Genomic DNA, 24,505 nt, shown 5'->3' with positions numbered 1-24,505 from the left:
CTAAGTCTAGGACTTTTCAGTGTCCTCGCCGGTAGTCTCGATGAGTTCCTCGTCGACGTAGCCGTCGGCCCACTCGCCGGTTTCGTAGTCATAGTCGACTTCGTTGCCCTCTTCGTCGTGGCGTTGGTACCAGCCGGTGAGGTTCTCGTCGGTGGAATCGAAGTCTTCGCCAGCGCCGCGGCCCTCTTCGGCGTGTGAGACGGAAAGCTCGAAGTCATCGCCGTGTTCCTCAAGGCCGCGGACAACCGCGTTTTCCACGGCGCTGCGGGCGTAGGTGCGCCTAATGGCCATGGGGTCGGTGAGCAGGTCTTTCACGAAGGCCACCATCATGGCCAGCAGCACCACCGAGAATGGTAGTGCGATCAAGATGGTCAAGTTCTGCAGGCCGGACAGCGTGTTCTCGCCGCCAGTGAGCAACATGACAACCGCGATGCCCATCATGCACAGGCCCCAGAACACTACAACGGCCTTGTTAGGTGAAGGATCGCCCTTCGAGCTCATCGTGCCCATCACCACGGAAGCCGAGTCTGCGGAGGTGACAAAGAAGATCGCCAACACAATAATCAGGATAAACGGGGTGATTTGGGCCAGCGGGAGCTGGTCAAACATGGCGAAGAGCACCTGTTCGGACGACGAGTTTCCGTCGAAACCAGGCACGCCCTGCTCCGAGAAAGTAATCGCGGTGCCACCGAAGACGGTAAATGCCAAAATCAGGATCGTGGTAGGAATCAGCATTGTGGTCAGCGTGAATTCGCGCAGGGTGCGGCCTCGGGAAATGCGCGCGATGAACATGCCCACAAACGGGGTCCACGCGATCCACCATGCCCAGTAGAAGGCGGTCCAGGATTCCTGGAATTCCAAGGTTTCTGGCCCCCAGGATAGCGAGCGCGAGGCCATATCCAGGAAGTTGGACAGGTAATACAACGTGCCCGAAGGAATCAGGTTGAGCAAAAAGAGCGTTGGGCCCGCAAGGAAAACGAAGAGCACAAGCAGCAAGGTCAGCGAGATATTGATGTTCGACAAGTAGCGGATACCGCGCGAGACTCCCGAGACCGCCGAGATAATAAACCCGGCAGACAACACGGCAATGATCACAATGAGCACGTTATTGCCCACCTCGCCGATACCACTGATAATTTCCACGCCGGTGCCGATCTGGGTGGCAGACAGGCCCAAGGTTGCAGCAGTGCCAAAGAGCGTTGCGACGATGGCCAGCATATCAATTGCGCGCCCGAGAACACCTTGGGTCTTACCCAGCCCAAGCAGCGGAGTAAATACTGAAGAGATGAGGGAGCGACGCCCTCGTCGATAAGTGCTATATGCAATGGCCGCACCGACGAACGCATAGACCGCCCACGCGGACAGGCCCCAGTGGAAGTGCGACTGGGCCACGGCCTGGTGCAGCGCCGCAGGGGTGCCGGCCTCAACGGTGTTTGGGGGAGGGGAGAGGAAGTGCCAGAGCGGCTCGGAGGGGCCGAAGAAGAAGATGCCCACGCCGATGCCGGCGCCGAACATCATGGCGATCCAGGAGAAGCGGGAGAATTCGGGCTTCTCGCCGTCTTTGCCCAGCGTGATGCGGCCGAGGCGGGAGAAGGAGAGGATAAGCATGAGCACGATGCCCAGGATCATCACGATGTTGAGCAACCACCCGGCGTTGGTCATGCCCCAGTCGAAGGCGGTGGCGGCGGTATCGGCCACGGACTGCGGGTTGGTCACACCCCAGATGATGAAGGCAATAATGGCGGCTGCAGTGAGCCAGAAGACAAGTTTGTCCAGGCCGAATGTGTGGCGCTGCTCGTCGACGCTAATGCCGGGCACAAGACCCGGGTGCATGTTGTGCGGGTAGAGGCCCACGTCGACGGTCTTGCCTTTGCGACGGGCCTGGCGCATTGCCTTGCCTGCCGGTGATTTGATGGACGAATTGTTATCGGCCATAAGTTTTCAATTCCTTAGAGGCGCGCACGAGTCACAGTCACAAGAAATAGTGACGAGTGGCTTTAGGGCCAAGTTGAGGACAGTTACAGTGTTCCTTTTTGCAGTTCCTTTTTGCAGGGCCCCATCTAACCACAACAAAATTCACATGGGAAAAAGGAATAGATCTTGCCGCGGTTGGTTGTACCAATTATGCGTATTGATATCTGGTCCGATTACGTCTGCCCTTTTTGCACAATCGGTGAGAAGCATTTGTCCCTGGCCTTGGAAAACTACGACGGAGACGTCGAAATTAATTGGCGCTCTTTTCAGCTCGATCCTACCGCTCCCAAGGAGCCTACCCAAACGGGTGTAGAGCACCTCGTGGAGAAAAAGGGCATGCAAACTGCTCAGGTCGAGCAGATGATGGAGGGCCTCGCCCAGCGCGCTTCCGCCGTCGGCTTAGATTTCAACTGGAAAGAACAAATCTCCGCGAACACCTATGACGCCCACCGCGTGGGCCATCTCGCTCGCGAACATGGCGTGGGCAATGAGTGGGATGCGACGATGAAGCACGCATTCTTCACCGAGGGCAAGAACGTGGCATCGGCAGAGACGATGAAGGAGGTCGGCGAGAAGATCGGGCTAGACACCGCGCTTATCGACGACGTCCTGGCCACCGATAAATACACAGAAAACGTGGAAGAAGAGATCGACCAGGCCCGCAAGATTGGCATCAACGGTGTGCCATTCTTCGTCTTTGACGGCAAGCTGGCTGTCTCGGGCGCTCAGCCGCCTGAGGTGTTTACCCAGGCGATTGAGCAAGTTAAAACAATGTAACTAGTCGCGTAAGCGCTTGAGATCACCGGCAAGTTCGGTGATCTGAGCGGGCGTTAGTTCTTCGTCGTTATGCGCATTGCAGTAGTCCAGCATTGCGTAGCCGGATTCCTGGACCTCGACGTGATCTGCCCACACCTCAAGCGCATCGTCTGGGTGGTCCATGGCCAAAGAATTCACAGAACGCCGTTCCGAGAGCAGCTCGTACTGCAGGTCGCGGCGTTCTTCTTTTGCGCCTTCGGGGGTGGTGACCATCAGCGCACCGAGCAGCGAGCCCATGGCCTTTTGGCAGCGCAGCAGCAATCGGTAGTGATTCTGGCGTTCGGCATTCGGGCGCCACAGCCACAAGACGAGGGAGCCGAACAAGATAGAAAGGAAGACCTCGCCGGTGCGCGCGATAAACACTTCGCTGAGAGGTTGGGTCAGCGAACTTCCCATAAGCAGCGCGAGCGGGGTAGTGAAGATAACCGTAATGGCGTAGTTCTTCACCACAAAGATCTCGGCCCCGAATTGGCAGATAGCCAGCGCGAGCAGCAGTGACCACCCGGACACCTCGAAGTATTGGAAGACACCGAACAAGCCGATACCGATCAGTGAGCCGACCAGCCGATGGATGCCGCGGACCTGTCCCGGAATCCGGTCAGGGCCCCATTGCAGCATGAGGAGAGCGGAAACCACAGCCCAGTCGGGGCGATCGAAGCCGAGGCTCACGCCAACAAGTGCTGCCAAAGTAGTGGCAATGAAGACCTTTTCTGCGGTGATGTAGGCATGGGAATGGCGGTTGGCTGAGCGGGTCAAGCGATACATCACCGAGGGCCGAGTGTGCGGGATGGCCATGCGCTGTTCGTCGAAAAGCACGCCCAAATCGGAGTCGTTGTTGTGGGAATAGCCGACCTCGGAATTGCGCACGACGAGCCTGCGGTGGGCATCCTGGGTGCGTTCAACGAGGTGGCGCTGGGAGGATTGCACGACCTTGCCGCCGGAGATGATACCGGCGTCGCCGAGAGCGGACCACGCATCAGAGACGGCCGTTTGGGCCTGGTGGTGCTTGCCGATGCTGGGGTCGGACTCTTCAAAATTGGCCACCGCCTTATCCGCGGTGATCACGGCCTGGCGCTCAGGCCCGTGCGGGTGAACAAGCGCGCCCGACATACCCACGAGGATTGCCGAGGCAGCACCCAAGATGGCCCAGCCACCGACCTCTAGGGGGTTAAGCCCGTTGCGCGCCAGCATCGTGGAGCCACCCGCGACCATGACAATGAAAAACACACCCGGTGGCCGCAGTTGGAGTGCATTTTGGCCGTAGGCGCCGATGGTGGCCAACAGCACCGTAAACATGCCCGAGAGCATCAGCCACCAGTGCGAACCGCCTGCGTTGAGTTGCGCCCACATCACCGAGCCGACGAATGCTCCGGCGGTGGCACCGAGGACCAGTAGCACTGCTGCAATGGTCATGACTTTCAGCCGCGAGCGGTAGGGGTGGCCCTCGCCGTAGATGACAATGAAGCCACCCGAGGCGATAAGAACGATGGCGTTTTCATGCCCAAGCAGGAGTGCGATCGCGCCGGGCACCGTGACTGCGATAGCTGCGCGCAGGGCACCCGGCCAGCGTGGGGCAGAAGAGTGGATGGCGGTAAATAGGCGCCAGGGGTTGGGTCTTTCAGGCAACGGCTCTTTCGCCACTGCGTCGCGGGTTCGTTGATCGGTCACTACCTACTCCTTCGCGAAATGAAAAAATCACAAAATCAACAATAAAGCCGCCCCGGCTCCACTGGGAGCCAAGGCGACAAATTAACGGTAGTACCAACTATAGACGCCAGCTACAGCGCCTTCGCCTTGACCGTCATTGCGATGGTGCGGGTATCGCCCGAGCGCAATTCAACGCCCTCGTGGTTCTTACCCAACAGGGCGGGCTCCACGCAGACGAACTGGTCCCACTCGCCCTCGCCGAGATCGTCGATGCGAGCCCCCGCGTCGGCGCCCGGGTTCCACAACACGGTGCAGTCGGTGCCCTCTGGGGTGACGGTGATTTCACGCTTCGCATCGGTGAAGGTGACCTCGCGTGGCTCCAGGCTGATCTGATCGGTCAGGCCCGAGAAAGTGAACGGGCCCTGTTGGTTGAACTTGTCGTGGTGGGCGCGGTCCCAGATTTTGGTGCGCTCCACACCGGTGACTTCTACGTCGGCCACGGCGCTGACCTCGAAGTATGGGTGGAAAGCAAGCTGGATTTCGCGGTTAGTGTCACCCTCGTTGGTCACGGAGAGTGCGAAGCGGTAGCCGTTTTCGACAGCTTCTACTTCGAAGACAAGAGCGAGGTGGTCACGCGTGAGCGTTGCGCGTTGCCCGTCGACGTCCCACTTGCTGGTACGCGCCCAACCGTGTTGCTCGTCGCCCAAAAAGGTTGCGAACCAAGGGGCCACGATGGGCAAGCCGCCGCGGATGGGGGCGCTACCGTCAAGGATGGCCTTCGAAGAAACGAAGAAGAGGTTTCCGGTGGGGTGGGGCGCGGATGTGATGTGTGCGCCGAACTCAGGAATGGTGATCTGTTTCATTCCTAAATCCTACCGATAGAATCGACACGATGGAGACGATTTCCTACGACCAATACGGCTTAAGTGTGCATGAACACACTATTGAGGTGCCCTGGGACCGAGCGAACCCCGCTCTTGGCACCCTCGAGGTCTTCGCCCGCGAGCTTGTCGCCGACGAATCCCTGCCATATCTGCTCTTCCTGCAGGGCGGCCCCGGCAACCCCGTGCCCCGCCCCGCCGAAATCACCGGCTGGATGGCCGAAGCACTCAAGCACTACCGCATCGTGCTTTTAGATCAGCGAGGCACGGGACGTTCCACACGCATAGACAAAGCATCGCTTATCGACGATCACCTCTATCCCTTGCTGCGCGCCGATTCCATCGTTGCCGACGCCGAAGACCTGCGAAAAGCTTTGGAAATCGAACAGTGGGACGTATTGGGGCAGTCCTTCGGTGGGTTCTGTATTGCCCACTATCTGTCGGTGGCCCCCGAGTCGGTGCGCTACGCCTATTTCACCGGGGGCCTACCTGCAATCAATTGCCACGCCGACGACGTTTACCGGGCCACCTTTAGCAAGCTTGAGGCGCGCCAAAAGGAGTTCTTTGCCGAGATTCCGTTTGCCGAAGGCCGTGTGCGCGAGATCTGTCATCACCTAGACAACTCGGATGAGCGTTTGCCTACCGGGGAGAGGCTCTCGTCGCGACGCTTCCGCACAATCGGTGTGGGCCTGGGCCGCGGAGTCGGATTCGGCGACCTGGCCGGAGTGCTGGAAGCACCTTTCCACAAGGTGAGCGGCGAGAAGCGCCTGCGCACTGACGTGCTTGCCGACATCGGCGAGCGGGTGAGCTTTGAAAAGGCACCGCTTTATGGGGTGATCCACGAGTCAATTTATGGCGGGACTGTTCCAGGGGCGACCGCGTGGAGTGCGCAGCGCGTCTCCGAGGAGCTTGAGGGGTTCGCCCCGGATGCCTCACCGACTGGTAGCGGGCCCTTCTATCTCACCGGCGAGCACATCTTCCCCTTCCAATTCGAGGAGGATCCGGCGCTGGTTCCATTCGAAGAAGCAGCGAACCAATTGGCATACAAAGACGATTGGGCACCGCTGTATTCCCCGAAAGTCCTGGCAGAAGTGCCCACTGTGTGTGCGGCGGCGGTGTACACGAACGATATCTATGTGCCTCGCGAACTGTCCTTCGAAACCGCAGAAACAATCCGGGATGTGCGGGTTTGGGAGACATCCGAACTGCAACACGATGGGATTCGGCGCGCCGGAGAAGAAGTTTTTTCGAAGCTTTATGCCTTAGTGCGCGAAAGGGGCTAGGATCGGCGGTATGGCACCAAACCCTCGTGAGCATATCCAGCTCACACCTAGTGAACTCGACGAGTTTGATGAACTAGCGGGCACTTTTGAAGTAAAGCAAGAACATCTCCTCGATCCAACACTGCTGCTCTACATTAACTAGAGCTCAGGCAGTTCGTCCGTAGCAGAAGGATAGGAGGGCTGGGCGCCGGACTTAGTCACGGCGAAGGCCCCCACTCGGTTTGCGAAGCGTGCTGCCTCCACAAGTGAGTCACCTGCAATAATGCGGTGACACAGTGCGCCCGAAAACGCGTCACCTGCCCCCACTGTGTCCACAGCCTTTACGTGAACTGCGGGAATGGCGGTTAGTTCATCGCCTTCTGCTACTACCGCGCCGGCCCCGCCCAGGGTGAGCACAACCGATTTAAAACCAACTTCGCGCAGAGATTTCGCCATTGTTTCCGGTTGAGACTCGTCGGCTTCGATGCCGAATTGGGCCAAGATCAGGCCTGCCTCGTGTTCGTTGGCCATCAGCGGATCGGCGGTGAGCAGGGCCTTATGATTCACTTCGACGACGGGCGCGAGATTAACAATCACGCGTCCGGTGGCCAATTCGACGGCCTTCTCGAAGCCAGAAGCAGGGATCTCGCCCTGCAATAACACCACGGTGGCATCCCGAATCAGCTCGGCGTGAGTTGCCACGTAGGTGTCGTCGACAAGCGAATTTGCTCCCGGCACCACGATGATCGTGTTCTCCCCGTCGCGGCTAACGGTGATTACTGCAAGGCCCGTGACCTCGTCGGTCTCGGCGACGGCGCTTAGATCCACGCCACCTTTGCGCAGCAGTGCGGTGGCGGGCTCGGCGTAGGCATCGCGGCCGATGGCGCCGACCATGGACACCTTCGTGCCCAACTTGGCGGCGGCAAGTGCCTGATTTGCGCCCTTGCCACCTGCGGTAATGTGACCACCCTGGCCAAGGAGAGTCTCGCCGGGGGTGGGGTGGCGCTCGACGGTGACGGTGAGATCGGCGTTGATGGATCCGACAACGGCAATATAGTTGCTGCTCATATCCCCAATATAGTGGTTAGGATCGGGGTCATGACGCCTATCGCTGAGTGGATTTCTGCCGAACTTGACGCCGGACGCGACGATCTTCAAACCATGCTGGACACTTCCCCCTACCCGCGGCCTGCCGTGCGCACGATTGCCGAGGCGGGAAACTTCGCCATTGACGGCTCCCGCGTCGTTCGCGCCGACGGGCCTTCCTGGTTCGTGGCGGACTCAGATCTGGTCGATCGCGGCAACGGCATTTATGCGCTGAACGTCGAAGTGCCGGACCCCAACGCAACGCTTGAGATGCCGCGGGCCTTAATCAGTGTCCTCGGCGTGCCTCGTTTAGGCCGCGTGGTGCTGCATTCCGATACTGGAGCGAAGCTTGTGTCCTTTGTGAATGTGCCGCGGGTGGGGCCGATTGCATCGCTTATCGACGACACCCCTGGCAACTACACTCTCGTTTTCGACGCAGTGAACAAGCATCTTGCGGTAGAAGTGGGGGAATGAGCAAACGTTTATTTGCAGCGATTGCACTTCCCGACGAGGCCCGCGAGCACCTCGTGATGGCCTTGCGGGAGATTCATGCGCAGAATCAGAACCAGCTGCGGTTTAGCGATCCCGATAATTGGCACATCACCTGTGCCTTTTATGGCGAGACGGCGCAGGACCCCGAGGAACTTCTGGCGCACCTGGCTGCGGCGAGTGTGGGGCCGATGACCTTGGAACTAGCGGGTGCGGGCTCCTTTTCTGGTGCGACCCTGTGGATCGGTGTGGGTGGGCAGACGGCCTTGTTGCGCAAGTTTATGGCGGGCTGTGTGCTGGATCCCGAGGAAGCGAAACGCCAGCGGGCGCATCTTACGGTGGCGCGGGCGCATCGTCGATTAGCGGATCCGTGGCTGATCGGGGATCTGACCCAGGCGCTGAGCGTCTACCGCGGCCCTGCCTGGAATGCTTCTTCTGTGGGCTTGTATGAATCCCACTTGGGCGAGGGGCGCTCTGGCGGCCCGCGTTATGAGCTGGTGGGAGAGGTGAGGCTGTAGCCGAGGCTGGCGTTTTTCATTAGCATGGCGGAAATACCGTTTCTCCCTGCGAATGGAGCCAGAATGGACCTGTACGAGTACCAGGCCCGGCAGATGTTTGAGGACCACGGCGTTCCCGTGGTTCCCGGAAAAGTTGCCACCTCTGCCACTCAAGCCGAACGTGCCGCGCGCGCCATGGGTGGTCCGGTAGTAATCAAAGCCCAGGTAAAAACCGGTGGGCGCGGCAAAGCCGGCGGTGTGCGGCTAGCCAAGGATGCCAACGAGGCAGCGCAGGTTGCCGACGAGATCCTCGGCCTGAAAATCAAGGGATTTACCGTGCGTCGCGTGATGGTGGCCAGGGCCGTCAACATTGCCGAAGAATACTATTTTTCCATCCTCTTGGATCGCACGAAGCGTCGCTACATGGCCATGTTGTCCAAAGAAGGCGGGGTCGAAATTGAAACCCTCGCACGAGAAAAGCCCGAGGCCCTCGTGCGCCGCAACTTCTCACCGCTCGACGGGTTCACCGATACCCTTGCCCGCGAAATGGCCAAGGAAGCAGGTTTCGACGAGACGGACACCGCGAAACTCGTGCCGGTGCTGAAAAAGCTCTACAGCGTGTACGACGAAGAGGACGCGACCCTAGTCGAGGTTAACCCGCTGGTGAAAACTGCTTCAGGCGAAATCATTACGCTCGATGGCAAAATCACGTTGGACGATAACGCCGACTTCCGCCACCCCGACCACGCCCAGTTGGCCGACCACGGTTCGATGAATCCTTTGGAGGCGAAAGCCACCAACATGGGCCTGAACTACGTCAAACTCGATGGGTCAGTGGGAGTGGTGGGAAACGGCGCAGGTCTGGTGATGTCCACGCTGGATGTGGTCGCCGATGCGGGATCCGATTTGCCAAGCAAACCCACGCCCGCGAACTTCCTGGATATCGGAGGCGGCGCGAACGCAGATGTGATGGCCAATGGCCTCGAGGTGACTCTAGAAGATCTGCAGGTGCGTTCGATCTTCGTCAATGTGTTCGGCGGGATTACCGCCTGTGACGAGGTGGCAAAGGGCATCGTGCAGGCTTATCGCATCCTCAAGTCCGAAGGCATTGAACCCAAGCCCTTGGTGGTCAGGTTGGATGGAAACAACGCAGCAGAAGGCAAAGCGATCCTCGACCGGGCGCAATTGCCCCTGCTTGTACAGGTAGACACCATGGATGCCGCGGCGCGCAAGGCTGCCGAACTCGCCGATGCCAACGGAGGACAATAAGCATGACTATTTTTCTTGATCAAGATTCAAAGATCATCTTCCAAGGCATGACAGGTGCAGAAGGCATGAAGCACACCCAGCGCATGCTGAATTCTGGCAGCGCAGTCGTTGGCGGTGTGAATCCGAAGAAGGCCGGAATGTCCGTGCAGTTCGAGGGTGGCGTGCACGTCCCAGTTTTCGGGTCGGTGCGCGAGGCGATGCGGTCTACAGGCGCAAACGTTTCCGTAGTCTTCGTGCCTGCTGCTGCGACGAAGTCAGCGGTGGTGGAGGCCATCAATGCCCGCATGCCACTGGTTTTGGTGATCACCGAGGGCGTGCCGGTCAAAGACACCGCCGAGTTCTATGCGCTGGCCAGGGAATCGGATACCAAGATCATTGGTCCGAATTGTCCGGGAATTATTTCCCCGGGCAAGTCCAACGCGGGCATCATCCCTGCCGAGACGGCTCCGAATCCTGGGCCTTTAGGCCTGGTGTCCAAGTCGGGCACGTTGACCTATCAGATGATGTACGAGCTCTCCGATATCGGATTCACCACCTGCGTTGGGATTGGCGGTGATCCGATTATTGGCACTACCCACATCAGCGCGATCCGGGCGTTCCAGGCGGACCCGGATACCAAGGCGATCATGATGATCGGTGAGATTGGCGGCGACGCAGAAGAAGCCGCGGCCCAGTACATCAAGGAGCACGTGACCAAGCCGGTCGTGGCCTATATCGCTGGCTTTACCGCACCCGAGGGTAAGACCATGGGCCACGCTGGTGCGATTGTCTCCGGCAGCTCGGGTACCGCAGAGGCAAAGAAGCAGGCGCTGGAAGCAGTCGGCGTGAAGGTGGGGAGCACCCCTTCGCATGCTGCCCAGCTAATGAGGGATTGCCTCCAGCAGTGACCGTGTATACGGGTGCTGGGGGTTGGCCCAGATCTTCTCGGTGGGACCGGTTTCCACGATCTTTCCTTCGTGGATGACGGCTATGGTGGGGCAGACGTGGCGCACCACCGAAAGATCGTGGGAGACAAACACCAAGGTCAGTGAGTCATCCAGAACGAGAGAATTGATCAAGTCCAGCACTTGGGCGCGCACGGTTACATCGAGTGCGGACACGGGTTCGTCGGCAAGCAAAATATCTGGACGCGGCCCTGCCGCCCGTGCGATGGAGACGCGTTGGCGCTGCCCGCCGGAGAATTCGTGGGGGAAGCGCTCGGAGACGCCTGGTAGCCCGACGTGTTCTAGGACTTCGTCGCAACGCGCTTGATTGACCCCTGCCTCGCGGATGGATTTGCCCACCTTGAGGCGTGGATTGAGTGAGGATTGTGGGTCTTGGAAGACCATCTGCAGGGAGCCGTCGACGCGGACGGTGCCGGTGTCAGGCGTGGAGAGCCCCGCGATCAGGCGCAGCAGCGAGGTTTTTCCGGAGCCGGAGCCGCCGACGATGCCGAGGCGCTCACCGCGACGAACTTCCAGTGAGACTTCGTCAACGGCGAGCGTTTTTCCGCGGGTCAGCGACACTTTCTCGAGGGAGATGATGGGCTCGCCGACTGCGGAGGGTGTGGCGGACGCGCCGGGTTTGGCTGCTGCAATAAGGTTGCGGGCATAGTCTGAATCGCTCGGGACGATGCGGCCGTTTTGAAAGATGAGCACGCGGTCGGTCATGCGTTTGATCACGGCAAGGTCGTGGCTGACGAACATGAGTGCCATGCCGCGCTCGGCCACGAGACGGTCGAGTAGATCGAGGATCTCGGCCTGGGTGGTCACGTCGAGGGCGGTGGTCGGCTCGTCGCAAATCAGCAGGTCGGGGTCGCCCGCGATGGCTACGGCGATGAGCACGCGCTGGCGCTGCCCGCCGGAGAGTTCGTGCGGGTAGGCCTCAAATCGGTCGATGCCGACTTCGCGGAGCAGAGCTCGGGCGCGCTCGGGATTGCTTGCTTCGGCGACTTGTCGGCCCACCTGCATCAACGGGTCCAGCGCGCTCATGGGTTCCTGAAACACCATGCCGACCTTGGTGCCGCGGATCTTGCGGCGCACCGATTCGCGAGAGCCAATCATGTCAGTTCCGTCGACTTCCACGGTACCGGTGGCCTTCAGATTCGACGGCAAAAGCCCGATCACGGCGAGCGCCGTCAGGGATTTTCCGGAGCCTGATTCACCGATGATGCCCAGGCGCTGACCAGGGGCAATATCGAAGGAGATGTCCTCCAAGATGCCGTCGATGGAGAGGTTATCAACGTGGATCATGCAGAAGTTCTCACTTTCCGGCTCGTCGGATCGAGTGCGTCGCGCAGACCGTCGCCAAGCAGGTTGAAGCCCAACACGGTGGCGGCGATTGCGATGCCAGGGAAGATGGCCAGATGCGGAGCCGAGGCGAGGAAGCCCTGCGAGGCCTGCAGCATCCGCCCCCAGGAGGCGTACGGTGCCGGGGTTCCCAGACCGAGGAAGGAGAGCCCGGCCTCGGCAAGGATGGCCAGCGCGAAAGAGACGGAGACTTGCACGATGACCACCCCTGCGATGTTGGGCAGCACGTGCCGCACGGCAATCACGGGGCCGGGGACTTTGGAGATGCGAGCGGCGAGGATATAGTCCTGCGTCATCACGCGCAGGGTGCCGGCGCGAGCCACGCGGGCAAATCCTGGGATCCCTGCGATGCCGATGGCCAGCATGACAATGCCCGTCGACGCGCCAAAAACCGCAGTAAACACGATGGCCAGCAGCAGTGCAGGGAAGGCGAGCAGCAGGTCATTGCCCCGCATAATAATGGTCTCGATCCAGCCACGGCGCATGCCTGCGGTAATTCCGAGTGGCACACCGATGAGAGTCGAGATGCCCACACCCACCACACAGACAGCCAGGGTGATCGCCGAGCCATCGAGGATGCGGGAGAAAATGTCGCGCCCGAACTGATCGGTGCCCATGATGTGCGACCACGTCGGGCCCTGTAGGCGATCGGCCGGGATCGCCAAGGTGGGATCGTAAGGTGTCCACACCAGCGACAGCAGTGCACATAGCGAGACAATGGCGACGATGACCGCGCCAATCCATCCGGAGATTCTCATGGCGCCACCTTGATACGCGGGTCAATGAGGCGGTACAGCAGATCCACCACGAAATTAACCACGAGGGTAAATAGGACAAGCAACATCATCACTGTTTGGACTGTGGTGAGGTCGCGGTTGGACACGGCGTCGAGAAGCATCGACCCCAACCCCGGGATAACAAAGACCCTTTCAATGACCACCGCACCCACGATCAAGCTGGTCAGTTGCACGCCGGTGACGGTGAGCACGGGCAGCGCTGCATTTTTCAGTGCATGTTTGTAAAGGACTTCGCTTTGCGACGAGCCCGTCGCCCTGGCTGTGCGGATATAATCCTTGTTCAACTCTTCTAAGATGGCGCTGCGGACGTACCTGGTCAGGATCGCCGCCTGCACGAGCGAGAGCGAGATGACTGGCAGGACCAGCCGGGCTAAGAATGCGCCGAAGTTTTCATTCGGCGGGACCCAGCCATTCGCCGGGAGCCAGCCGAGGCGCACCGCGAAGACGGCCACCAAGAGGATACCGACGAGGAAACTTGGCACGGCGATGCCCAGCTGCGTACCTGCGGAGACAACGGCTGCTTGTTTGGTGCCTGCCTTGCGTGCTAAGTAGATTCCCAGCGGGATGGCGATGAGCAGCGAAATAACCATGGAGGTGCCCGCTAGGATCAGCGAGACTGCGCCTCGGTCGAGAACTAGCGGGGTGATGTCTTGCTTGCTGGTCAGCGAGATACCGAAGTCGCCGGTGAGCAGCCCGCCCATCCATTCGAGGTATTGGTTAATTAGCGGCCGGTCGGTGCCAAGGCGTGAGGAGAGTTCGGCGACGGCCTCGTCGGTGGCAGTTACGCCGAGCGCGATACGAGCGGGGTCGCCGGGGATGGCACGTAGCAGGACGAAGATAATCACGCTGGCGAGGAAGAGCATGACAACAAAGCGAGCGATGAGTTTGAAAATCACTGTTTCTTCACTCCCGCGAGAGGTAGGGCGTCGGTAATAATGTTGGCCTCGATGCCGGTCACTCCCGGCGCGGTAAGAACGACGTTAGGGGAATTCGCCAAGGTCAGGGCTCCGGCATCGGCCATGATGACGTCTACGGCTTCGATCATCCGGGTGGTCTCGTCGGCAAGGTCTCCCTGGTCGGCGAGCTGGAGGTCTTCGCGCAGTGCAGGCGAGTCATAGCCGAGGTAGTAGTTGGGGTTGCCGAACAGCGCCGGGATGTCGCGGGGTTCCACGTGAGAAATGATTGAGGCTTGGTAATTGTGCTGGTTCAACACCTGACCCAGCCAGACAGCTGGGAACTCCACGGTTTCTAGGGTGACCTTGAATCCGACCTGGCTTAGTTGCGAATAGATCAGCTCCGAGGCGGTCTGGGCATAGGCCAAAGACGGCACCGAGATAGTAACTTCCGGGGTACGCCCACCCAGCAGCTCTTCTGCGCGTTGCGGGTCAAAGGGGTAGTAGTCCCGGCCGGTGTACCACGGGTCGGTCGGAGGGACGGGTGCGCCACCGGTATTGGTGGCCATGCCCTCCCACACCACTTGGTTTAAGGCATCGCGGTCGATGGCGTAGGCAGCTGCTTGGCGGACCGTGGGGTCGTCGAAAGGCGCGGTCTTGTTGTTCATGGAAAACACCACCTCGCCGTTGGTAGTGCCAACCTGTACGCCGTAATCCTCGGGCAGGGAATCTAAAAGCTCGGGGGCCTGGAGCGACCAAACCACATCGACGTCGCCGGCTCGCAATGCGTTGACCGTAGCCACCGAGTCCGAGAAGTAACGGATGGCCGCATCCTGATTTGCTGGTGTTCCCCAATAGTCGTCGCGGGCGGTATAGGAAATGGACTCACCGACCGAAAAGCGATTCACGGTGTACGGCCCGGTCCCGATCGGGTCACTGGTTAAGGTGTCGATGCCCGCAGGCGTCATCATCGCACCCGTAAGCGTTCCCATCGACCACAACCACCGGTTCGACGGTGCCTTCAGTGTGACTTGGACGGTGTACTCATCGATCACGTCGACGGCGATCACCGGATCCATTTGGGATTTCAGGCCATTCGTCCACTCGTTTTGGACATATTCAATAGAGAACTTCACCGATTCCGCATTGAAGGGATCTCCATTGGAGAAACGCACTCCTTGGCGCAGGTGAAAGGTATAGGTGGTGCGATCGTCGTTAATTGCGATGTCCTCGGCGAGATGGGGGACGGGTTCGCCGTTGTCGTCGATACGCACGAGGGTTTCGTAGACGTTAGACATGAGCGCCTGCGGGATCGCGGCGCCACCGGTGGTTGTGAAGTCGAGGGAGGAGGGCGCGCCTGACGTGCCGACGACGATGCCGGCGCCCTGGACGCGACCGACCTCGCTGGCAGTCGAGCCCGCCGAACATGACGCGAGCAAAGACGCTGCAGCGATGACGGCTAACCCCTGGGTAGCTCGTGAATTCACCATGGCCATTAAGGGTAGAGGGTGATGGTAAACAAAGTGAAACTATTCGGAAACTGTTACGCCTTAATCATGCAACAGCATCATGGAGCCGGGTTGTGGGGTGCCGCGAATTCTCCTTCGAATTGTCTTAGGCCTTTTTCCAGAGCACACTGAAGGTAAAACTTATTGGTGTTACCCTGGGTTGCTTGTGTGATTTGGGTGATTTGGATGGGAAGGACAACACATGCTCGGTGTGCTCCAAGGCTTCGGGGTAGTTATCATCGTGATCGCGGTGGGCTATTTTCTCATCCGATTGGGTATTTTGAAGCAGGAAGAACAGAAGACCTTGGCCACCATCGTCTATGCCGTGGCTACACCTTCCTTGCTCATCGACCGCCTGATCCACACCGATCCGCGCGACGTGCTCGGCCCGAATTTTGTGGTTATTTCTGCCTCGGCCGTGATCGTTGGCCTGATGGCTTATACGTTATTTCGGCTGCGGCACTGGGATAAGTCGAGCTCAATCGTGGGCATGTTGGCATCCAGTTATGCCAATGGTGGCAACCTAGGCATTCCGCTGGCCGTGTATTTGCTTGGCGACGCCACCGCCGTCGTTCCCATGATCCTGTTCCAGGTGGCGTTTTATGCGCCGATTACCTTGACGTGGTTGGACATCACCACTTCGGAGGGCGAAGGTGGTGGGTGGAAACACAACATCGCTGTTGCTCTGAAAAATCCCATGCTGATTGGCGCGGTGATCGGTATGACCATCGCGCTTACGGGGTGGGACGTGCCCCCGATTATTTCCGAGCCCGTGTCTATCTTGGCGGGCGCTGCGGTGCCACTTGCCCTGATGGTGTTCGGAATGTCGCTCTATGGCATGAAGCTGAAGCTCACGCGCGGCGTCACTCTTACAGTGATAATGAAAAACTTTGTCCACCCCATCGTGGCTGGCCTGCTGGCTTACTTCCTTTTCGGAATGGAAGGCCACGACCTTTACACCGCTGTGGTTCTTGGTGCATTGCCGACGGCGCAAAACGTGCTGACGTACTCTCTGCGCTTCGGCGCTGCCAGCGAGCTTGCGCGTAACTCAGGTGTTGCGTCGACTCTGGTCTCCTTCCCAGTGCTGATTATTATTGGTCTGCTCTTTGGCAGCGGGCTGAGTTAGGCCGCCGCCTTCGCCGGTTGGCGACTTTGCAGTTTCTGGCCTAGCGTTCGCACCCAGTTGCGGTTCGCTGGCGTCAGCGGCCCTTCGGCCTGGTCAACCACCCAGGTTCCATCGGAGAACAACCAATAGACATCGGCTGTGATTGGATCCAGGATGTACTGCACCACCTGATCCGTTTTCCGGTTGTGGTGGTGCGAACATAAGCAGATCATGTTCGAGGCAGTGGTCGGTCCACCGTCGGCCCAATTGATGCGGTGATCCTTTTCGGTGCGGTGGGCTGGCCTCTCACATCCCGGCCACCTGCAAGTTCCGTCTCGGCCCTCCAAGTAGGCCTTGAGGGAAGTAGAAACCCGGTAGGCCGAGACTTCTTCGTACTCGGCACCGATGAGGTTGCGGGTATGCTCCGACAGGCAGTTCAGGTAGTCCCCGGAGTAATCGCGCAGGAACCCGAGCCCCGGCACCCAGACAGGCGCATCCGGAACGTCACAGGCCTGGTAAGTATTGACCACAACCCTGACGGTGGCCTTGCCCAGGATCAGCTCCGCGTGGGCAGCGGTCAGCGAGATGTCATTGTCGCGGGCATAGGAGCGCACAGCTTCGTCGATAAGCAATGCCGTAGCATCATCGTGCGTGACTCCGATGTGTGTGGAACCGTTGCCGAAGCTATGCACGCTGAACCCGAGGTTCAGGTCGGTGGGCGAGTCAGATTCATCGCTAGCATCGTCGAACTGAGCAAGAAAGTCGTGCAACTTGCGCACAATCTGATTCGCCGAGGGCATCTGCTGCTGCACACGCTTGGGCGTGAGGTAGCTTGTGAGGAACTCATCCACAAACGGCCACACCTCCTGATCGCGCTCGCTCGTGGACACCAGAAACCCCTCCAGTGCCTTGCCAATGCGCGCGAGAGTGTACATGTCAAGGTGCCACATCGACTCAATGTGTGCACGAAATAAAGGCAGCTTATCGACGACCGCCAGCGCCACCAACCGGTCGGCGATAAAACCATCCGAACCGCCAACATCCGCGCGGATTGACGCGGCGTGCTCGGTCCAATCTCGATCGTCTTCATCAATGGGCACGGTGTAGGCAATACGCCATGCCTCGTACTCGGCGCGCCGGGCAGCCAACATGGCTTGGGCCCGAGGCGAATCAGGTTGACAGATGGAGTAAAACTTCGCGTTCATGTGCTGAACACACCCCTCGAAGTGAAGTAGTTTCCGCTCGACTTTTATCGAACACTTGAACTATATAACAGGGGCTAGACATGGCCAGGAAATAGACTTTGACCTGGGGTAACGGGAAGTTAGAAGTTTCCAGGTGCACCGGCCGTATTTGCCGGGTCGAGGTCCCATGCATCGGCCAGGATTTCCATAGAACGCAGCGCCTCATCGTGATTGCGGCCCTGCAGGGAAATCATTAGCTCGTCGGCCTTGGCAAGCTCTGCGAACTGCTCCAAATAAGCCACAACATCCGCGCCGGTACCCTCTGCAGTGAACTTCAGCATTTCAATGATCTGCTGGCCTTGGGCAGAGTTGACTACCTGGTCGAGTTGATCGTCGTTAAGCACGAGCCCACGACGACCCATCATGGACTTGACGCGATTGCGGTGCACGCCCTTCGTCTGCTCCGCGGCCTCTTCCTTTGTGTCGGCGGCAGTGACGTTGACTGCGGCGATGACGTAAGGCTCGGAGAGGACGTCGGAAGGCTCGAAGTGCTCGCGGTAGTAAGTGGTGGCCTGCACCAAGTGCTGCGGTGCGAAGTGGGAAGCGAAGGAATAGGGCAGGCCAAGCTTTGCGGCCAAAGTAGCGCCGTACATGGAGGAACCGAGGATGTACAGTGGCATCTTCACGCCCTCGCCAGGAATCGCTGCCACGCCTGGAACCTGGGAATTTCCGGTGAAGTAACCGTGGAGCTCAACGACATCGTTAGGGAAGCGCTCGGCAGAATTCGGATCACGACGAAGCGCGCGACCCAGGGTGTTCTGGTCGGTGCCAGGCGCACGGCCAAGGCCCAGATCGATGCGGTCAGGGTAAAGCTCACCGAGGGTACCGAACTGCTCAGCAATGACATAAGGGGCGTGGTTCGGCAGCATTACACCACCAGCGCCCAGGCGAATCTTCTCCGTGCGCGCGCCGATGTGAGAGATCAAAACAGCAGGTGACGACGAGGCAATCGTCGGCATATTGTGATGCTCCGAGTACCAGATGCGCGAATAACCCAGCCGCTCAGCGGTCTGTGCGAGTTGAACGGATCGCTGCATGGACTGGCCGGCGGTTTCGCCTTCGTAGATAGTGCAGAAGTCGATGAGGGACAAAGGCAATCGAGACATAGAAAAATCCACCTTTAACTACTTGAAATTCAGATATAAAAAGCCTGCAATTTCAACCCTAGTCAAGGTGGATTTATTCCGTCGGCGACCAAAAGGGCGACCAAAAGAGCTACCAAAAGAGCTACTGCGCCAAGGCCCTCGCAGCGAAGGAACGATGATCCTCAGGTGCTTCGCGCTTCTGCACAAAGTCAATGATCAGGCCAATCACGAATGCGACCACAGTAGGCAGGACCCAACCCAGGGAAACGCTCTGCATTGGTGCCCAGTCGACAACCACCGAGAAGCTCGATGGGAGCCAGCCCAGATCCAGGAGCACAGAGAACGCCGACCAAATCACGGCTACCCACAGCGGGAGGCGGTATGTCCAGTAGAAGTAGACCTTGCTGCTCAGCAGTGGCTCGACAAGTGCGATGAAAATCAGCGCGATAGCCGGTGGGTACAGGAAGGTCACTACCGGTGCAGCGATGGCCAGCACCGTGTTCAAGCCAAGCGTTGCCATGGCAGCGGAAGCGACTGAGAAGATCACAGCCCATGCCTTGTAGGAAATACCCGGGGTCAAGGTGTTGAAGAACTCGGAAGTAGAGGTAACCAGGCCCACCGCAGTCGTCATACATGCCAACAGAACGATCAGCGCGAAGATGATCTGGCCGGGCTGGCCCATGGTCTGCAACGCAGCATCGGAGAGCAGGTGTGCTCCGTTGGCGTACTGATCGCCGTTTTCAATAACCTGGCCGATAATACCAAGGCCAAGATAAATAGCCGCAAGCAGGATACCAGCGCCAAGACCTGCCAAGATGGTGCCCTGGGTCAGCTGCTTGCCTTCTTCGAAGCCCTTGTAGCGCAGCGAGGAAATCACCACGATGGAAAAGGCCAGAGCGGCAATCGAGTCCATGGTGAGGTAGCCCTCAAGCAGGCCCTTCGCCATCGGTGCGTCTGCATAAGCCTCGGTTGGGGCGCCGGGCTGACCATTCATGGTGGTCACCGACAAAGTGATCAAGATGGCTAGCAGAATCACCAGCGCAGGAGTGAGGTAGCGGCCCAGCGTGTCCATAATCGTGTTCGGATTCCACGACAGCGCCAGCGCGATGCCGAAGAAGATCACATTAAAGATGCCCGCGGCCAGGGTGGAATCCCAGCCGGTCAGCGGGGTAATCGCGGTCTCGAAGGATACGGCGCCGGTACGAGGCAGCGCGTAGAACACGCCAATAGACAGATACGCCAGGATCGGGAAGAAGAGCCCGAAGACAGAGCCGCCACGGCGTGCCAGGTCACGGACGTTATTGCCAGACAGAGCAATCGCGATCACGGCAAGCACGGGAAGGATGACGCCCGAGCCGATGAAGCCGATGATGGCAGGCCAGAAGTTGACGCCTGCTTGCACACCGATCATCGGCGGGAAGATGAGATTGCCCGCGCCAAAAAACATTGAGAAAAGCATCAGCGAGGTCACCAAAAGTGTGACTGCCCCTGCCTTCTTCTCATTCTTAGCGGGGCTGGACACTGTATTAGACACTGTGCTCCTCCTAAACGGTCAGTAGTAATTTACGAATAAACCCTACTAACCCTGCCTAAGAGCTGAACATCTGGGGGTAATCTCAATCACTACTTGACTAAGTCTGAAATCGCTCCCAACGGAATGCCGACATTGTCCGGGCGATTATTTGCCTCGTAGACCACCTCATATGCGGCTTTGTCCACTACATACGCCCTCAAAAGAGCAACATCGCCGGTACCATATCCTTCCAAGTAACGCGACACATTTGAGCCCTCCCAGCCTTTGGGATGCGAGGACATGGCCGCGGCATAGCCGAAGGAGCGCACCATCCCGGCCACATCCCTAAGCACATGGTCAGGCTCAATGCGCGAAGCCAGCGGCCGTGCAGGCTCGCCCTCAAAATCAATCAGGTACCAACGATCCGCAGTCCGCAGCGTCTGGCCCAAATGCAGATCCCCATGCACGCGCTGCACAGTCACCGGCTCGCGCGGGAGCTCGTCGTAAAGCGCCCGAATGTCGGGCTCGAGTATGGCAAGCTGTGGGGCGAGAGGCAGCAGTTCGTCGAGGTGAGCATGAAGCTTATCGACGATCGATGCCCCCGTTACCTCCTGCGTTGGAAAAGCTGAGGCGAGAGCCTCGTGCACCGTGCGGGTCGCCTGGCCGAGCTCGAAAGCGAGAGCGCCGAAATCCTCGGATGAAAGAGCAAGATCGAAGCCATCGGTGCCGCCGATAATGCGTTGCTGCATCATAGCCAGGGTGTAGTCCTTCCCGCCAATCTGTGCGGTAGTGTAGCCACGCACGCCGGCGACGTGCGCACAGTCCGGGATTTGGGTGAGCAGCTCCACGTCCGGGTTGAGGCCGGCCTCGAGCTTGCGGAAAACCTTCAGCACCCACTGGTCATCAACGATGAGGTTGGTGTTGGACTGCTCGGCACCCATGGGCACGGCGGAGGTTCCGTCGATTTCTCCGTGAACTTCGCCGAATGAAGCCGCGTTGGAAAGATACGCCTGGGCACCGCGGGTGGTGGACAGGGCGTCGGTGGAATCGTCGAGAAGCAATTGGTACAAATCGCGACTGCGACCGTGCGCCACCTCGACGATGCGCCACTCGAATTCATCGGCAGGAGAAGAGCGGACTGTTTCTACTGAGTCGATGGGTTCGGACTTGGCGCCGTAGAAACGCTCGGCGGCGAGGGACTGTGCAAGGCTCACTTCGGATCACCCGAAATGTCGAACCAGAAGAAGCCGTGCGGGGCAAGGGTGACAAGCCACGGCAGCTCGCCGATCTCCGGGAAGTACTCACCGCCCGAAAGCTCGCGCGGGACAATGCCGGCGTAGTGGGCGAGGTGCATTTCCACTGGCTGCGGGCGCGAGCTCAAGTTGTTGACGCACAAGATGCGCTCGTCTTCATACTCGCGGACGAAAGCCAACACGGTCTCGTTGGCGTGGTTGACAAACTCCAGCCCGCCGCGACCGAACGCCTTGTACTGCTTGCGGATGAGTACGCGCTCACGGACCCACTGCAAAATCGAGTTGTCGCGGCCCATCTGGGCCTCAACGTTGACGGTTTGGTAGCCGTACTGGTCATTTTGGATGGCGGGCAGGTAGAGGCGCTCGGGTTCCGCGCGGGAGAATCCGCCATTGCGGTCATTGGACCACTGCATCGGGGTGCGCACACCGTCGCGGTCGGGCAACCAGATGTTGTCACCCATGCCGATTTCGTCGCCGTAGTACAAGAACGGCGAACCCGGCAGGGACAAAAGGATGGCATGTGCCAGCTCTAAGCGGTCGCGGTGGCCGCCCAGCAGGGGAGTGAGCCTGCGCCGAATACCCACATTTGCCTTCATCCGCGGTTCCTTGGCGAAGTGCGTGTACATGTAGTCGCGCTCTTCCTCGGTGACCATTTCCAGCGTGAGCTCGTCGTGGTTACGCAGGAACATGCCCCACTGCGCGGACTCCGGAATATCTGGAGTCTCGTTCAAAATGTCGATGATTGGCTGCGCCCTCTCCTGGTGCAGACCCATATAAATGCGTGGCATGACCGGGAAGTGGAAGGCCATGTGGCACTCGTCGCCCACGTCGGGCTCACCGAAGTAGGCCACGACCTCGTCGGGCAGCTGGTTCGCCTCAGCCAGTAGGAAGCGGCCGGGGTAATCCTCGTCGAACATCTTGCGCACGCGCTTGATGAACTTGTGCGTCTCGGGCAGGTTTTCACCGTTGGTGCCGTCGCGCTCAAAAAGGTACGGGATCGCGTCGAGCCGAATGCCATCCATACCCAGATCCAGCCAGAAGCGGATCACGTCCAAAATTGCCTCTTGGACATCCGGGTTGTCGTAATTCAGATCCGGCTGGTGGCTGAAGAAACGGTGCCAGAAGTACTGCTTGCGCACCGGATCATATGTCCAGTTCGAGTCCTCGGTATCAACGAAGATGATGCGCGCTTCCTCATACTTCTCGTCGGTGTCGCTCCAGACGTAGAAGTCGCCGTAAGGGCCCTTCGGATCGCGGCGGGACTCCTGGAACCATGGATGCTGATCAGAGGTGTGATTGATAGGGAAGTCAGTGATCACGCGCAGGCCACGGCGGTGCGCCTGGTCGACGAGTTCCACGAAATCTTCCACCGTGCCGAATTCCGGCAGCACCTTACGAAAATCGCGGATGTCATAGCCGCCGTCTTTCAACGGGGAATCATAAAACGGCGGCAACCAAATGGCATCGATGCCCAACCACTGGATATAGTCCAGCTTCTCGGTCACGCCCTTCAGACTGCCCGAACCAGTGCCCTCTGGGTCATAGAACCCACGCACCAGCACCTCATAGAACACGGCATCCTTGTACCACTCGTGGTCGCCGCGCGCCCAAGGCTCATTGCCCGGGGCAGGCGTTGGAGTATCAAAGTCTTCCGCCTCAGGCTCGATGATCATGCCATCGGGATCAGTTTCCGGTGTGTAGGTCGTCTCGTCCATGCCCTCTAGATTAGGCAGATTTGGCGATCGCTGCAGACATCCGCCTTACGGCCAACTCCAAAATTTCCGGGCTAGTGGCAAAATTCAGGCGCGCCTTGTATCCGCCACCCGTGCCAAAGGTAGTGCCTTCGTTTAAAGCGACTTTCGCTTCACGACGAAGCCACTGCGCCGGTTGCTCCAAGTGACCGATGGCAGTATCCGTGAAATCCAGCACCATCAAATACGTAGCCGTTGGTTTGGTGAATTTAATGCCCGGGATAGCCGCTGGCAGATGCTCTACTAGCCAGTCGCGGTTGGCACGCAGGACCTCGAGCTGAGCCTCAAGCGCTTCCTCGCCGTAGCGGTAGCAAGCCTCGGAAGCGTAGACACCGAGGGTGCCCGTGCCATCCTTAGCCACACCTGTCAGAGATTTCCAGATCTCCACGTCGCGATCATTGGAGAAGATCATCTGGGCGCACTTCAAACCAGCGATGTTCCAGGCCTTGGAAGTAGCCGTAACCGTGAGGGTGACGTCGGCTGCTGCCTCGGAAACCGCGGCCGTGCACACGTGTTTGCCTTCCAAGATGATGGGGGCATGGATCTCGTCGGAAAGCACTCGAGCGTCGTACTTCGCAGCTAGGTCGGTCAGCTCACGGAGTTCCTGCTCGCTAAAGGCGTAGCCCCACGGGTTGTTCGGCGCAGAGAGCAAGATCGAACCGGCGCCGTTTTTGAATGCCTCTTCGATTTCTGCCATATCGAGTCCGGTTTCAGCACTGACCTCTACCTTTTCGCGCCCGGCTGTCTCGGGTAGTTCCAAGAATGGGGGGTAGGCCGGGACGGGGACGATAACTGCTGAATCCGGCTTGGTGAAGTACTGGATACCCAGCAGCATGCCGCGCACGACATCGGCTACAGCAAACACCTTGGCTGGGTCGGGGCGCCAGTCGTATCGGCGCTCATAAAAATCAGCAAGAGCCTCGGGGAGGCCCGAGTGCGCCGGGGTGTAGCCAAAGGACTCGTTGTCGACCGCCTGCTGGATAGCCTCCTTCACGGGAGCGGCAGTGGGGAAGTCGCTTTCGGCGATGAACAGTGGGAGCACGTCATCGTCGTATTGCGTCCACTTGCGCGTCCCGCGGGCCCTGAGTTCTGCAATGCTTGGAAACTGGATCTTCGAATTCATACTAGACAGAGTAGTACGTAATAC

The 24,505-nt window shown here is 59.1% G+C and carries 22 protein-coding genes; 8 read left to right on the top strand and 14 right to left on the bottom strand.

The genetic code is table 11. The features are described from left to right. Window positions 1-6 precede the first annotated feature (6 nt). Window positions 7-1,890, bottom strand: a complete 1,884-nt coding sequence (locus tag ACXZ66_RS10350) for a BCCT family transporter (protein ID WP_458751367.1) — start codon at window positions 1,888-1,890, stop codon at window positions 7-9. A 234-nt stretch (window positions 1,891-2,124) separates the two neighbouring features. Between ACXZ66_RS10350 and ACXZ66_RS10345 the strand changes: the two genes are divergently transcribed. Then, window positions 2,125-2,751, top strand: a complete 627-nt coding sequence (locus tag ACXZ66_RS10345) for a DsbA family oxidoreductase (protein WP_458748616.1) — start codon at window positions 2,125-2,127, stop codon at window positions 2,749-2,751. Here ACXZ66_RS10345 and ACXZ66_RS10340 read toward each other — a convergent pair whose 3' ends face one another. Together ACXZ66_RS10340 and ACXZ66_RS10335 are read right to left on the bottom strand one after the other, a co-directional pair. After that, the gene (locus ACXZ66_RS10340) at window positions 2,752-4,458 is read right to left on the bottom strand and encodes an FUSC family protein (RefSeq protein WP_458748614.1); all 1,707 of its coding nucleotides are present in this window, start codon (window positions 4,456-4,458) and stop codon (window positions 2,752-2,754) included. It lies immediately after the preceding gene. 110 nt (window positions 4,459-4,568) lie between these two features. Then, a complete protein-coding gene (locus ACXZ66_RS10335; protein WP_458748612.1) occupies window positions 4,569-5,300 on the bottom strand; it encodes an aldose epimerase family protein in 732 nt (243 codons plus the stop codon). Between the two features lie 29 nt (window positions 5,301-5,329). On the opposite strand from ACXZ66_RS10335, the gene ACXZ66_RS10330 reads away from it, so the two are divergent. Together ACXZ66_RS10330 and ACXZ66_RS10325 are read left to right on the top strand one after the other, a co-directional pair. Then, window positions 5,330-6,601: an alpha/beta fold hydrolase gene (locus ACXZ66_RS10330; protein ID WP_458748610.1), complete on the top strand. Its 1,272-nt coding sequence runs from the start codon at window positions 5,330-5,332 to the stop codon at window positions 6,599-6,601. Between the two features lie 10 nt (window positions 6,602-6,611). Beyond that, a complete protein-coding gene (locus tag ACXZ66_RS10325) occupies window positions 6,612-6,743 on the top strand; it encodes a hypothetical protein (protein ID WP_458748608.1) in 132 nt (43 codons plus the stop codon). Here ACXZ66_RS10325 and ACXZ66_RS10320 read toward each other — a convergent pair. Beyond that, entirely contained in the window at window positions 6,740-7,648 is a 909-nt protein-coding gene (locus ACXZ66_RS10320) for a ribokinase (protein WP_458748607.1), read from the bottom strand. The genes ACXZ66_RS10325 and ACXZ66_RS10320 overlap by 4 nt on opposite strands. A 30-nt stretch (window positions 7,649-7,678) precedes the next feature. Between ACXZ66_RS10320 and ACXZ66_RS10315 the strand changes: the two genes are divergently transcribed. From ACXZ66_RS10315 to sucD, 4 genes are all read left to right on the top strand, one after another. Continuing rightward, a complete protein-coding gene (locus tag ACXZ66_RS10315) occupies window positions 7,679-8,140 on the top strand; it encodes a hypothetical protein (protein ID WP_458748605.1) in 462 nt (153 codons plus the stop codon). Beyond that, complete coding sequence (thpR, locus tag ACXZ66_RS10310) at window positions 8,137-8,673, top strand: RNA 2',3'-cyclic phosphodiesterase (protein ID WP_458748603.1); 537 nt, start codon at window positions 8,137-8,139, stop codon at window positions 8,671-8,673. The genes ACXZ66_RS10315 and thpR overlap by 4 nt, the downstream gene beginning before the upstream one ends. Before the next feature lie 63 nt (window positions 8,674-8,736). Beyond that, window positions 8,737-9,921 carry an ADP-forming succinate--CoA ligase subunit beta gene (gene sucC, locus ACXZ66_RS10305; protein WP_458748602.1) on the top strand — a complete coding sequence of 395 codons (1,185 nt, stop codon included), beginning with the start codon at window positions 8,737-8,739 and terminating at the stop codon, window positions 9,919-9,921. Between the two features lie 2 nt (window positions 9,922-9,923). Continuing rightward, a complete protein-coding gene (gene sucD / locus ACXZ66_RS10300; RefSeq protein WP_458748600.1) occupies window positions 9,924-10,808 on the top strand; it encodes a succinate--CoA ligase subunit alpha in 885 nt (294 codons plus the stop codon). On the opposite strand, the gene ACXZ66_RS10295 is transcribed toward sucD, so the two are convergent. From ACXZ66_RS10295 to ACXZ66_RS10280, 4 genes are read right to left on the bottom strand one after another with little or no spacing between them, the layout of a single operon-like run. Next, window positions 10,782-12,152, bottom strand: a complete 1,371-nt coding sequence (locus ACXZ66_RS10295) for an ATP-binding cassette domain-containing protein (protein WP_458748598.1) — start codon at window positions 12,150-12,152, stop codon at window positions 10,782-10,784. The two genes, sucD and ACXZ66_RS10295, sit on opposite strands and share 27 nt — an antisense overlap. After that, the gene (locus ACXZ66_RS10290) at window positions 12,149-12,967 is read right to left on the bottom strand and encodes an ABC transporter permease (RefSeq protein ID WP_458748596.1); all 819 of its coding nucleotides are present in this window, start codon (window positions 12,965-12,967) and stop codon (window positions 12,149-12,151) included. Before ACXZ66_RS10290 ends, ACXZ66_RS10295 begins: the two co-directional genes overlap by 4 nt. Continuing rightward, a complete protein-coding gene (locus tag ACXZ66_RS10285) occupies window positions 12,964-13,902 on the bottom strand; it encodes an ABC transporter permease (RefSeq protein ID WP_458748595.1) in 939 nt (312 codons plus the stop codon). The genes ACXZ66_RS10290 and ACXZ66_RS10285 overlap by 4 nt, the downstream gene beginning before the upstream one ends. Continuing rightward, complete coding sequence (locus ACXZ66_RS10280; protein WP_458748593.1) at window positions 13,899-15,389, bottom strand: ABC transporter substrate-binding protein; 1,491 nt, start codon at window positions 15,387-15,389, stop codon at window positions 13,899-13,901. Before ACXZ66_RS10280 ends, ACXZ66_RS10285 begins: the two co-directional genes overlap by 4 nt. 220 nt (window positions 15,390-15,609) lie before the next feature. On the opposite strand from ACXZ66_RS10280, the gene ACXZ66_RS10275 reads away from it, so the two are divergent. Beyond that, a complete protein-coding gene (locus ACXZ66_RS10275; RefSeq protein WP_458748591.1) occupies window positions 15,610-16,533 on the top strand; it encodes an AEC family transporter in 924 nt (307 codons plus the stop codon). On the opposite strand, the gene ACXZ66_RS10270 is transcribed toward ACXZ66_RS10275, so the two are convergent. The 6 genes from ACXZ66_RS10270 to ACXZ66_RS10245 form a co-directional block, all read right to left on the bottom strand. Further along, window positions 16,530-17,717 carry an HNH endonuclease signature motif containing protein gene (locus ACXZ66_RS10270; protein ID WP_458748590.1) on the bottom strand — a complete coding sequence of 396 codons (1,188 nt, stop codon included), beginning with the start codon at window positions 17,715-17,717 and terminating at the stop codon, window positions 16,530-16,532. The two genes, ACXZ66_RS10275 and ACXZ66_RS10270, sit on opposite strands and share 4 nt — an antisense overlap. Window positions 17,718-17,836: 119 nt before the next feature. Next, a complete protein-coding gene (locus ACXZ66_RS10265; RefSeq protein WP_458748589.1) occupies window positions 17,837-18,862 on the bottom strand; it encodes an LLM class flavin-dependent oxidoreductase in 1,026 nt (341 codons plus the stop codon). Window positions 18,863-18,983: 121 nt separating this feature from the next. After that, window positions 18,984-20,375: a branched-chain amino acid transport system II carrier protein gene (brnQ, locus tag ACXZ66_RS10260; protein ID WP_458748588.1), complete on the bottom strand. Its 1,392-nt coding sequence runs from the start codon at window positions 20,373-20,375 to the stop codon at window positions 18,984-18,986. An 89-nt stretch (window positions 20,376-20,464) separates the two neighbouring features. After that, window positions 20,465-21,568 carry a phosphotransferase gene (locus ACXZ66_RS10255; protein WP_458748587.1) on the bottom strand — a complete coding sequence of 368 codons (1,104 nt, stop codon included), beginning with the start codon at window positions 21,566-21,568 and terminating at the stop codon, window positions 20,465-20,467. Next, on the bottom strand, window positions 21,565-23,322 hold the full coding sequence (gene treS, locus ACXZ66_RS10250) for a maltose alpha-D-glucosyltransferase (RefSeq protein WP_458748586.1): 1,758 nt from the start codon (window positions 23,320-23,322) through the stop codon (window positions 21,565-21,567). Before treS ends, ACXZ66_RS10255 begins: the two co-directional genes overlap by 4 nt. 10 nt (window positions 23,323-23,332) lie before the next feature. Then, the gene (locus tag ACXZ66_RS10245; protein ID WP_458751365.1) at window positions 23,333-24,469 is read right to left on the bottom strand and encodes a MalY/PatB family protein; all 1,137 of its coding nucleotides are present in this window, start codon (window positions 24,467-24,469) and stop codon (window positions 23,333-23,335) included. Window positions 24,470-24,505 lie beyond the last annotated feature (36 nt).

It is taken from the genome of Corynebacterium sp. S7 (genome assembly GCF_054401105.1).
The sequence above is the reverse complement of the archived record's forward strand: the minus strand, read 5'-3'. Positions and strand labels throughout refer to the sequence as shown.